The following is a 12161-nucleotide window of genomic DNA, read 5'->3' as shown; positions in this document are numbered from 1 at the left end:
GTATGTATTTATTATCTCACTTAACTTAGTAACCATTGCTGCAACGGATTAGCTCATATCGCTAAAATTCCGCTTTAACCCTTCGAACCTAATGGCTACCTCCAATCAAAGGTCACCGAGCCGGCGAAGTTCGTCGTAGGTATCCCGGTACATGGCGTTGTGCGCAGCGAAACCGTCTTCCCCCAGGTACGTCCGGTTGTCGTGCTCGATCCCCTGGGTAAAGTTGTAGAGATCGACGTCGACCGGTCCATTATTCTCCCACAAACTTTGCACCAGCGACAGCGCCACGTTTGGGTCAGGGATGTACGGGAGACTTTCCAGTTCGCGGAGGTAAAACCAGCGCGTTTCCGCCGGCGCATTGAGCAAGAAATAGGTTTCAGCAACCAGGTGGCTGATGGCCTTGAAACGAAGATGATCGTGGTAGGGGGCGCTGCTTTCGGCCAGAATCTGATTGCGGTAGAAATGATCGAAGGCCGGCCACCCTGCGTTGTGCGTGCGCACCACGTCATTCCAGGGGTGATTGAGGGGTATGACGTTCGCGGAGGCTTGCCTGAGTCGGTATTCCGTCGGTTGGTTGTACCCGAAAATGGCGTTGCGCTCCATCTGGCTCGTTGATGCGAATAAGGCGATAACCAGAACCGCGAACGCGCCACCAATTTGCAGCAACAGACGAGTAGACATGACCTAGGATTTGTAATTAGGAAGGGTGACGGTGAACCGGGCGCCGCCGCCGGAATTGTTATCCACCCGCACCCCACCACCGTGGGCGCGTGCGATCTGGCGGACAAAACTGAGGCCCAAACCGTGGCCCTTCGCCGTATGCCCCTCGGCCGGCCGGTAGATGCGGTAGAAACGGTCGAACACCTTTTCCCGCTCCTGCTGCGGGATGCCGCGGCCATTATCGGAAACGGTCAGGACCACCTGATCGGACTGAGCAGCGATATTGACATCGATGGCCAGGGGGCGGCCGCCGTACTTGCAGGCATTGTCGAGCAAGTTGTAGACGAGGTGGTGCCAGTAGTGCTCGTCCACCTCAGCGACGGTGTTACCGTAAGTACTGAGGGTAAGCGACTCGTCGGGCAAACCGTAACGAAGCGAAAGGCCCCGCCAGGCTTCGTCCACGCTACTTTTCAGGTCGACGTTGGCCAGCGAAAGCCGCCCGGCGAGATCTTCATCCTGTAAGGAATCGATGGCGCGGTCGGCCATTTCATTCAGGCGCTTTAATTCCGTCTGGCCGATGCTCAGGTATTCCTGGCGGCGGGCGGGGTCGGCGTCCGCACCGAAGACGTTGAGGGCTTCGAGGGCGACGCCAACCGTTGCGATGGGCGTCTTGAGCTCGTGGGCGACGTTGGCCACGAGGGCATCCTTAGCCTGCAATTGTTGCTTCTGCTCGTGGATATTCCGGTAGGCACTGGCGAAGGCAAAACCAGTAGCCCCAAATAGGATGAGACCGAAGAGGAATTCCGGGATGAGATCGAGCAACACCGTGCCCCGGTAGTTACGGATAACGAAACTGGCCTTGGGCAGATCGGCGTCCTCCGGCGTCAGGTGTTTGACGCGTACCGTGAGCGGGTCATCGGGGTGAGTACCGAAGCGATCATTGTAGCGCTGCCGCGGCGCCTGGAAGAAGATGGGCTCCAGTTGAATGCCAAACTTCCGCTGCATACTGTCCCGAACGATCTGGGGAAGTTCCTCCAGGGCGATGTATTTGTTTTCGTAGAAAAAGTGGGTGTTCGCAATGGGCCGGCCGTTGCTGATGATGGTGATGTCGGCGTATTCGGGGTTACCATTGTCGGTGGAAACAATGCGTTCAATGCGGATCATCCGCTGCCGGCCGCCGGGGAAGTTTTGGTGGAAGATGGCGCCGGCCCGGTGCGGCCGATCGTCCCGCATGAAGGTTTGGAGGGTAGCGTAGACGAATTCGTCGGTCACCAGCCGGTTGACCTCCCCCTCCACGGTTTGCCGGAGGTTGGCAACGTTCTTGCGGTAGGATTGGCTCCACCAGATCCCCAAAAAGGTGGCCAGCAACAGCAGGATGGCGCTGAAGGTGTAAAGTAATTTTTTCATGGTTGGCCGATCGGTCTGGCGCAAAGAACGTTGGATAAAGAGGAGAGGCAAAGTGACTTAACGATAATTAACCGTCTTTGGCTTATGGTCACTTTAGCGGACTCCTATCTTTACGGAGCAACCTTTAGCTAATTTTTACGTACCTATTTCGGATAAATAAGGCCTCAATTAGCGGAGGAAAACACGGCTGCTAACTGTCTTACCAGTATCAACCAGACCATCTGAACGCGGCGGAACCACTTCCCCGCGTGTTAACAAAAGTTGAACCCGCAACATCTTTGCCAGCTGGCACCTTAACACCTTGAATTAACTCCTAGAAAATGAAATACGTCTTTTTTTACGCCCTGGCTCTCTTTGCCCTGGCACTACCTGCTTCCGCAAGTGCACAGATCACTGAGGGGACCATCAATTACAACGAACATTTTTCGATGGATTTCGGCGACTGGATGAGCATCGACCGCAAGAAGGAAATGGAAAAGAAAATGGCCGAAGGCGCCTTCGATATGGAGGGCCAACTCAGCTTTAACGGCGAGGCCTTCAGCTACTCGCAGGTCCCACCGGACCCCTCCAAAACGCAGGGGCGTGGCGGCTGGTACGCACGGATGAACGAGAACCCGGAGGTTTACTACATCAACATGAAGGACTCCACCCGCACCGACCGCCGCCGGGTGATGGACCGCGCCTTCATCCTTGAAGAGCCCTGGAAGACGCCCAGCTGGAACATCGCCAACATGAAAGTGGGGATGAAGGAACTTCCACTTCCGACCCAGTTGGCGACGGCCATAACCGAGGAAGGAGATACGCTAACTGCTTACTTCACGAGCAGCATCCCAATGAGTATTGGCCCCAAAGGATATGGCGGCTTGCCCGGCGCCATCCTCTACCTGAAAGTCCAGAAGGAAGGCCGTACCATGGAATACAAGATGACGACAATGCAGCCCAACGCGCCTGACCTTGTGATTGCCAAACCTGACGACGAAAAAGTCATCACCCGCGAAGAGTTCGACAAGCACATGGCCCGCGCTAAGGAGGCCATGGAACGCCGCCGCCGCAGTTGGAACCGAAACTAGCCCAAATGAGGCCGCCCGCCAGTAAGGCTGGCGGCCTCCTCCTTTACCCTGTACACACTCACCCAGCATATGAAACACTTTTTACTCCTTACCCTAACCCTATTTTTCTGCACCTGCGTCAGCGCCCAAACGGAGATTGTTGGTACCGTCGTTGATTCCAGCGGCACTACCCTACCCGGCGCTAATGCCGTGCTGCTAAGAAGTTCCGACAGCCTCCTGACTGCTTTCGGAACGACGGACGACAAGGGCATCTTCCGCATGGAAAATGTAGCCCCAGGGGACTACCTGCTTCGCCTGTCCTTCATCGGATTTGAACGCGGCGACCAAACCCTGAAGATCACCGCGGAAGACCAGTACCTCGGCCTCGGGGAGCTCCGGATGTACCCCGCCGGCTTTTTATTGAACGGTATCGAGGTGACGGCGGACCGCATCCCCATCCGCATGGTCGGGGATACCATGATGTACGACGCCGAAGCCTTCGCCGTGGGTGAAAACGCCGTGGTGGAAGACCTCCTGCGCCGCCTGCCAGGCATGACGGTAGACGCCAACGGGCAGATCACCTGGCGGGGCAAACCCATCAGCGAAGTGATGATCAACGGCAAGCCCTTCTTTGGTGGGAATACTACTCTACTCACCCAGAACCTGGACGCTAAGGCCGTAAAGAACATTGAAGTCTACGACCAGAAGAGTGACGATGAGGAGATCACAGGTAACGACGACGGCAACGAAAACATTACCGTTAACCTAGAAACCAAGGAAGAATTCAAAGCCAAGGTATTCGGAGACGTCTACGCAGGCGGCGGCACGCAGGAACGCTACCAAGCGGGTGGTAAGGGTTTCCGGATCAGCGATGCCACCCAGTGGGGCGTACTGGGGACGATCAACAACATCAATAAGGTTGGTTTCAGTGGCGACGAGATCTCGGGCTTTAATTCCAGCTCCGGCCGGGGTGGTGGCTTCTGGTGGTCCAGCAACGAGAGCGGCGATCAGACCCAGGGGCTACAACGCGACGGTGATGCGACGGGCGATAACCGATCCATTGCCGCTGGCCTCAACTTCGGTAAGACCATTGGAAAGGACGGGCAATTGACGGCGGATTACGCGCTTTTCGACCGTAACCAGACCCAGCTCTCCGAGAACCTTCAGTCTTTTAACCGGACGGGTGATAACCGCGTCATCGCTACGGATGAAACAAATGCCGCCCAGAGTTACCGCCACAGTTTCGGGGCGGAACTGCGCCAAAAAATTGATACGACTGGTCGCCTCCGAGTTAATGCTAATTTCAACATCAGCGCCGGTGACAACCAGGACTTTTCGAATACACTGGTCAAAGAAGCGGGAGTGGACGATCAGGACTTTTTGGTAGATAACAACAGCGAGGTGGGACAGAGCAATGGCAGTCTCAGCGCCAGTTATAACGTGCGGTCGAAAACCAACCGAGAACGCTCCTGGCGCTTCCGCGTCGGCGGCGACTATTCCACCAACCAACGCGACGTTGACCTGCTAACCGAAGGTTTAGGTGAGGATCTCGCCGTGCGCCTCCCCGGCGCCTTGATAGATGGCCGCCAACGCCAGGACCGACTGACGAACACGCTCAATTTTAATGGCCAGGCAACCTATCGGGAACCAATTAGTGAGAAGTGGAATCTTAGTTTGGGTACCGAATTTACCCGCGACGCCGAAGAGGGTGATTACCGGTTCATCTTCAACGAGGCCACCACCACCAACATTCTGGAAAAGACCTGGACGCAGGCGGAGGGAAGCGTTGGCCTCATTCGCCGGTACGAGAAAGGAGGTAACCTAAACTTTGGTGTCAACTACCAAAACGCCACGTTAGGATTAGCGGGGGATATTGATCAATCCACTAACTTCAATTACGTGCTCCCCTACATCGGTTACCGCAAGCGTTTAAAAAAGGGCTACCTCAGCCTGAACGCACGCACTTCCGTGCGGGAGCCGGGCATCCAGCGATTGCAGACCATTGCTCAGCCCTCCGTTACCGGACAGATTAGCGTTGGCAATCCCGACCTTACGCCACAGGAGGTGGCGAATGCCAACGGGTATCTCTGGTTCAACGATCAATTCAAAGCTATTTCCATCTACGGTAACGGTGGTGTCACTTACACGGACAATGCCTTCGGCAACGAGGTCACCTTTACGAACAACCAGCAGGTCTTCAAGCCCATTAACGTGAGCCACGCCTGGGGGGCCAATTTCAATCTGGGAGGTACCATCGGTATGGCCTTCCTGAATGGCCAGATGGAGATCAATGGCGGCGCCTTCTGGAACCGCGGCGAGGGTATTGTGGACGGAGCCAGCCGCACCAACATCAATGCCAACCTCAACGCTTCGGCCAACATCACCACGGAGCTCAACGAGGACAGCTACTTCACCTTCGGCTACGGCATCACCGACCAGAGTAACCGTTTCGACGACGCCGAATCGGCGAATACCAATCAGGTGGTCCACAACATCAGCGTTTCAACTGGTCTGGAATTTACCCCAATATTGCGCTTGGAAAGCCGCTTCGCCTACAACATTTACGCGGAGACGGACTTTGCGCCGAAGCAGGAATTGTACGACGCGGTAGTTAGTTTGGAGGTGCGGCCCTTCAAGAAGAAGGGACATTACGTCCGGCTATCCGGTTCGGACTTATTCAACCAGAATCAGGTCATCAATCGCCGGGTGACGCAGTTCATCACCAGTGAAACTTCGGCGAATAGTTTGGGGCGGTACTTCTTGGCGACCTTCTTTTATAAGCTGTAAGCGTGAAGCATAGATCATGATCTTAAATGCCGACCTCGGCGAATCCTGGTATCAGCACTCCGTTGGCAACGACGCAGTGCTGATGCCATTTTTGGACAGTTGCAACGTCGCTTGCGGCTTCCACGGAGGTGATGCGCTGACCATGCGCAAGACGATCGAACTGGCGTTGAAGGACGGCGTTCAGATTGGGGCTCACCCCAGCTATCCGGACCGCAAACACTTTGGCCGCCGCAAGCTAGCAGTGGACCTTCCTACCCTATCCGCCCTCCTGGATTACCAGGTTGCCGCACTCGCCGGCATGACTCTCGTGATGGGTGGCCAATTGAAACACATTAAACCCCACGGAGCGCTGTACCACGAGGCGGCGTTTGGTGAAGATGACGGAGTAGCCCAGTGCATAGTAGCTACAGCAGTTAATTTTGGTGGGCTGGACGTTTATGGCCCCGAAGGATCCCATTTGGAGGATGCTGCCAAAGCCGCCGGTCTGTCTTTCATCGCCGAAGGTTTCGTGGACCGCAGGTACGCCCGTTTTAATCACCTCGTCCCGAGGAGTGAGCCTAATGCCGTGCTTCATAGCACCGAAGAGTGCGTTGCCCAGGCCCTGGATCTAGCAAGGGGCCAAGTTCAGTTGCCGGACGGTAATAATGGAAGGGTGAATGTCCAAACCCTGTGCCTCCACGGCGATCACGACGGGGCGGCGGAGCGAGCGGCGGCTATTCGGCGGGCCCTGGATACGCTGGCGGCGAGCTAATGCTTTACCTTGCAGGTTCATCCCTTTGCAGCCATGGCCGATCTTCTCATCTCCATAATTTTACCTACCCATAACCGCCTGGCTTTGCTGCGGGAGGCCATCGAAAGCGTACGGGAACAAGCCTACACTAACTGGGAGTTGATCGTCATCGACGATGGTTCGACGGACGGGACCAAAGAATTCCTGGAGGGTTTACTGGACGACCGTATCCGCACTTTTCATCAAACCAACCAGCAGGCCAGCGCGGCACGAAATCGAGGTATGCAGGAAATCAGCGGCCGATACTTCTGTTTCCTGGATGATGACGACCTGCTCGATCCTCAACATCTGGCTCAACTTGCGGAGGAATTGGAAGTGACGGACCAACCGTCACCCGTTTATCGCGTCGGTCAGGTCGCCCGCACGCCGAAGGGAGAGATGCGCACAAATCTTTGGAATAATATTGACGATGCCCTCCCCCAATTCTGGGCCCAACCGACCGGGGCGTTCTGCTACTTCTTTGCTACCGAGCCAATCCGCCACATTGAGTGGAACAACCACCGCCTCCTGCTGGAGGATTTCACCTGGATGAATGAAGTCCTGCGCCACCACGGCTGCTACCAATTACCGAAATACACAGCTATTGTCCGCCAACACGAAGACCAGCGCAGTGGCAATTACCTCAACGATGAGTTACTCCAACAAAACATCGCCACGCTGGCGGAGTGCTACAATCTGAAGGGCGTCAGCGAACGGGTAGATTTTGATCTATATCGGAAGCAGGTGCTGCACCAATACTTGCACTACGCGCGGCAGCTTTCCCGGAAAGGAAAAAGGATGAAGGCGATGGGCACTTTAAAGAAAGCGTCTTCCTACGCTACGCCGGAGGAGTGGAAGGAGATGGGGACTTCTTTTGCTAAGATCTTGTTGGGGTAGTTTTCGACAAGGGGGATAAGGAGATAAAGGGGGAAAAGAAGACGGCTATATGTGTCTCCTCATTCGTCTTAATCTTCTTTTACGCCTTTGCGACCCCGTAGGAGCAGCGTAGCTAAATATATGCCGCGCAATTGAGCTCTTTCTAATTTCGCAAAGACGATTAAGACGGTAGAGACGAAAGAGGAGCGTTAGCTATAAAACTTCTTTTCCCTCCTTTCCTTCCTAAACTTCTTGTCGAAACCAAGTTACACCAGCCCCTACTCCTCCTCAATAATCGCGTCATCAATCAGCGAATCACCGTCCCCATCGCTATCCAGGAAGCCAGCGATTAGACCGCCTTCCGGCTTGGGTTCCGGGTTTGGGTTTTTCTTGATCGTCATGTCCTTACCGCCCTCGTCGTGGTAGTCGCCTTTGGCGAAGCGGTCGGCGCGTTCGAAGAAGGAGTCAGTACCGGAGAGGATGGAATCGCTGGTATCGCGGGCACCTTCGGCCCCGTCGAAAGCTTTATCGCGGGCCTTGGCAACTTCGGCGGCGATGCGCGCTTCCTCGGCGGCTTCGGCGGCGCGGATCTTTTCGGCCTCCACGTTGGCGTGGTCCACGAAATCATCAAATTTGTCTTTGGCGGTGGCGCCGGTTTCGGCGGCGCGGTTGAGGAGGTCATCGCCTTTTTCCATGACGACTTTACCTACCGTTTCGCTGAGGTCGCCAAGTTTCTCAGCCATTTTGTTTCCGGCTTTCGCGGCGGCGTCGAGGCCGGGGGTTACGAATTCGTTGGCTTTCGCGGCGGCGCCGGCGGCCTTCGCTTTGGCGTCCTGGAGGAACTCGGATTCAAAATCGATCAGCTTTTTCTCGCCGGCGGCGCTGGGTGGTTCGGATACGGTCAGCTCACCAAAATCACGATCTGGCGGAGAGCTGGTGGTGGGTGATTTCGGGCTCAGGTCCAATTCCGCAAAAGGATCGCTCGCGTTCTCCTTGGGACGAAGGTCATCCAATTTAGCGTTGATGGCGTCGCTGGCCTGGTCCTTCAGTTCCTTGCCTTTGTCCACGGCGGCGTCTGCTTCGCGCCAGATTTTGTCGGTCAGATCTTCGAGTGCTTCCTTACCCTTGGCTACGTATTCGGGCGTTTTGTCCATTAGCTCGCGGGCAGCTTCCCGGGTGGCGTCGGCCAGTTCGCTGGCGGCGTCGCTGGCGTCATCGGCCACTTCCTTTACCTTGCCTTCGGCCTTGCTGGCCTGGTGTTTGGCGACGGATTTCGCACCAAAGAATACACGTTTTAGATCGCTGAAGATGGACATATCACAATTAGATTTATGCGCTGAAAGTACGTATTGAACGCACGAAAGATAGGGAGCGATGGGAGAATCACCGGAGAAATTTAGACCACCGGGAAATGATTGTTCCCGCCTTCCCCACCACTGATCGCTTCCACCATCAAGGTGCGCCCGAGTAAAGTACGAGACTTATTACAGAGCGCTGCCGCAGGTGCAATGGAATAGGCAAGCAGTTAGGACCGGGTTGATTTTAAGAACCGAACGACAAAGCATTGGAAGGTGCGACAGTAGGGTACGGAATGCACTTCTGAGGTACGTACTTTGTAGCATCAACTGATTTGTATGCGCTACCTCCAACTACTCCTGATTTCGCTATTGTCCCTTTGCCTCAACGCACAAACCGTCACCAAGACGGTCTACGTCGACTTTGGACCGGACGATGGCACAAACGGTAATGCCACCAGTATGAATGCCGCAACCGGTGAGGTCTGGAACAGCGTCATCAATCCCACCCAGCCGATGGCGAATGGCATCCTTTCTTCTTCCGGAGCGGATTGTGCATGGAACATCTTCCCTGCATCCGCCTTCTCCACGAATGGAATCAACCACGGTGGCCTGCTTGCTCCCTCGGCGGACCTGCTCGGGGAGTTTGCTATTCCTACCGTCACCCAGGACTACTTCTTCACGCGGGATAGTGCCAAGATCACCATCAATAATCTGGATGGTACAAAGGAGCATCGTTTCACCTTCTTTGGTACCCGCAATAACACCCAGACTCGACAGACCTCCTACAGCATAGATGGGCAAGCGGGCCAGTCCGTCACCCTGACTACGTCCGGAGGTGGTGTGGGTGCGAATGGCTACAACGGCAACAACAATACTACCGTCAGCCTTACCGTACCAGCCGGACAGACAGAGCTCACCCTTACCGTGAAGCGGACCGCGGGTGATTTCGCCTACCTGGGTGGCTTAAAGGTGGAAGAGCTGGAGGGCGACCCGTTTGTCCCAGTCACCAGCATCACTATTACAGGTGACGACATCAGTGAAAACGGCGGTTCAATCCAGTTACGTGCGACTATTGAGCCTGCGGACGCCACCTTCCAAACCGTTACCTGGTCCGTTGAAGATCCCTTTAAGGCTACCATTGATGAGAATGGAGTGCTCACCGCGATAGAGAATGGTATTATTGTGGTGTATGCCGTCTCCACTCAACCCGGTACCCGCGTCAGCGCCCAAATTGAATTGCAGATCAGCAACCAGACCGCACGAAGTTTTTACCTGGATTGTGGGACCGATGCCGCGCCTTCCCCCGCCCCGGACGAAAATGGCATTCACTGGAATAACAGCACCCAACCCTTTGGTAGCGCTGCCCCCATTCCGATGATTGACGGTAGCGGCATGGCGTCCGACGTGGTGCTGACCATCGGCAAGGCAATGTCCGCCCGCGCCGCTGATGCCGGTGGCTTACTGGATCCGGACCAAACCACCATCGGACCGCTTGGTCTGGCAGAAGCGACTCAGGATTTTTTCTTCACCTCCAACTCCGGCATCCTGACCTTCAGCGGTCTGGACCCCGACCGCGGCTACCGCTTTCACCTGTTTGGTAGCAGAGCGCGGGACGTAGCCCAAACCACCCAGTACGACGCCTCGGGCCTTAACGGCAGCAGCGTAGACCTGCAAACGAGTGGACCGGGCTTAGGGGCGAATGGATTTAATGGGAATACCAGCAACATCGCGATCACCGAACTGGTAAAGCCGGACGAGACCGGCACGATTAACCTGCGCGTCGTCGATGCGCTCGGCGGCGCGGGCTACATCAACGCCCTCCGGATGCTCGAATACGACAACTTCGACATCTGCCCGCAACGCGACGAGGTCGGTATAACCGTGATCGGTTCCTCCGTAGCACGCGGCCAGGGTGCGCCGATGGACATGGGCTACGCTTTCCGACTGAACAACCTCCTTCGGGATCGCTTTGACGACGACGCTAGTCCAAATGATTACACCTTTGAGAATGTAAGCATCGGCGGACAGAACACGGTCAATGTACTAGACCGGTTTGGATCCGATGTAGTAGATAACTGTGGTCGCTACGTCGTCATTGGCCTCAGTCTGGCGAACGAAGGTATCCGCAACGGCGGCCAGCGGATCTACGATCAGTTCCAGGATAATATGACGACGCTGATCAATCGCTCCCGGGCGGCGGGGCTGACGCCCATTATCGTCAGTAACTACCCGCGGGGTGATTACGATGCGGAGGACTACCAATTCATCAAGGACATCAACCAGTGGATCTACACGCGGGACGTACCCAGCGTGAATGTGCTCGGCCCGGTGGACAATGGAGCTGGCCGCTGGATCTCTAATTTGCAGGACGACATCGGCCACCCTAATGATCTTGGTCACCGGGCCTTCTTCAAAGCCTTCGTCCCAAGCATGTTTGACGCATTGGACCGCGGCAAAACCCCTCCAGTTTACGTGCCTTCTCCAGGCGTAGAGGTTGCCAGGACTGAACTGGACTATCGCGTCGAAGACGATCTCGAATCATGGACGTTATCCTTCGATTACCGGGCAACGGAGGGGCCGACCAATTTTACGTTCGTGCCGGATACCGACGCCGGCCCGCTTGGAGAACTCAACATCACCGGAGAAGGCATCACCGTAAAGCCATCCTTCAGCAATGGCCTTACAGCAATGATAGACGTGCAGGATGGGCAGAACCACACAATCACCGTTACCTACCAAACTTGGTTGACGCAGTTACGATTGTACGTTGATGGCGAGCTAGCGGGTGAAGTTTCTGAAGATGACTTCGTCGTACAGAGTTTCTCGGTGGCGGGTACTAGCGGAGATTTTACGGATGCCACCATCAAAGATTTACTCTTCTACCGGGCTCCACTGAATCCGGAAGAAGTACTGCTTCTGCACCAGGATACTCTACTAAATGGCAGCCTTGAGCTGTATTCTCCTTTAAATGATCCAGCTAGTGAAATGAACCTCAAGTTCACCAACCTGGCGCTCAGTACTGGTGCTGCGGGTGGCCAATATCTCGTCGATACCAAGAACCCAATAGTTACTGCGGCCGGTATCGGGCTAGTAGTTTCTCCCAACCCTACCACGAACCTGGTTTCAGTTGAACTGGCTGACGGCCTGGAGCTGATTTCCGCCAGCTTACTAAGCATGGGCGGGCAGGAACTTCAACGGACCACGGACACACTGTTCGAGGTGCATGACCTCCCGGCGGGGACCTACTTAGTGCGAGTAGTTACTGATCGTGGAGAAGCCACGGCGTCCTTTATCAAACGCTAGACCCGGCGGGTA

Annotated in this window: 8 protein-coding genes; 5 read left to right on the top strand and 3 right to left on the bottom strand. The window is 55.5% G+C overall.

Features of this window, described 5'->3' with window-relative positions; genetic code table 11:
• Nucleotides 1-105 precede the first annotated feature (105 nt).
• On the bottom strand, nucleotides 106-681 hold the full coding sequence (locus A3850_RS12450; RefSeq protein WP_157501109.1) for a hypothetical protein: 576 nt from the start codon (nucleotides 679-681) through the stop codon (nucleotides 106-108).
• Nucleotides 682-684: 3 nt separating this feature from the next.
• Nucleotides 685-2067 carry an ATP-binding protein gene (locus tag A3850_RS12445; RefSeq protein ID WP_068216955.1) on the bottom strand — a complete coding sequence of 461 codons (1383 nt, stop codon included), beginning with the start codon at nucleotides 2065-2067 and terminating at the stop codon, nucleotides 685-687.
• Between the two features lie 320 nt (nucleotides 2068-2387).
• On the opposite strand from A3850_RS12445, the gene A3850_RS12440 reads away from it, so the two are divergent.
• The 4 genes from A3850_RS12440 to A3850_RS12425 all read left to right on the top strand — a co-directional run bounded on the left by A3850_RS12440 (nucleotide 2388) and on the right by A3850_RS12425 (nucleotide 7569).
• Complete coding sequence (locus A3850_RS12440; RefSeq protein WP_068216953.1) at nucleotides 2388-3137, top strand: GLPGLI family protein; 750 nt, start codon at nucleotides 2388-2390, stop codon at nucleotides 3135-3137.
• 69 nt (nucleotides 3138-3206) lie between these two features.
• The gene (locus A3850_RS12435; RefSeq protein WP_068216951.1) at nucleotides 3207-5903 is read left to right on the top strand and encodes a TonB-dependent receptor; all 2697 of its coding nucleotides are present in this window, start codon (nucleotides 3207-3209) and stop codon (nucleotides 5901-5903) included.
• A 16-nt stretch (nucleotides 5904-5919) separates the two neighbouring features.
• Entirely contained in the window at nucleotides 5920-6654 is a 735-nt protein-coding gene (locus A3850_RS12430; protein ID WP_068216950.1) for a 5-oxoprolinase subunit PxpA, read from the top strand.
• A gap of 33 nt (nucleotides 6655-6687) precedes the next feature.
• Nucleotides 6688-7569 (top strand): glycosyltransferase family 2 protein, encoded by an 882-nt coding sequence (locus A3850_RS12425; RefSeq protein ID WP_068216948.1) that lies wholly within the window; start codon nucleotides 6688-6690, stop codon nucleotides 7567-7569.
• 257 nt (nucleotides 7570-7826) lie between these two features.
• Here the strand turns inward: A3850_RS12425 and A3850_RS12420 are convergent, their stop codons facing one another.
• On the bottom strand, nucleotides 7827-8864 hold the full coding sequence (locus tag A3850_RS12420; RefSeq protein WP_068216946.1) for a hypothetical protein: 1038 nt from the start codon (nucleotides 8862-8864) through the stop codon (nucleotides 7827-7829).
• A gap of 318 nt (nucleotides 8865-9182) precedes the next feature.
• On the opposite strand from A3850_RS12420, the gene A3850_RS12415 reads away from it, so the two are divergent.
• On the top strand, nucleotides 9183-12149 hold the full coding sequence (locus tag A3850_RS12415; protein ID WP_068216944.1) for a GDSL-type esterase/lipase family protein: 2967 nt from the start codon (nucleotides 9183-9185) through the stop codon (nucleotides 12147-12149).
• Nucleotides 12150-12161 lie beyond the last annotated feature (12 nt).

The sequence above is a fragment of the Lewinella sp. 4G2 genome (genome assembly GCF_001625015.1).
Lineage (GTDB): Bacteria > Bacteroidota > Bacteroidia > Chitinophagales > Saprospiraceae > Neolewinella.
Note: the sequence above shows the minus strand (reverse complement) of the source record. Positions and strands in the feature narration are given on the sequence as shown.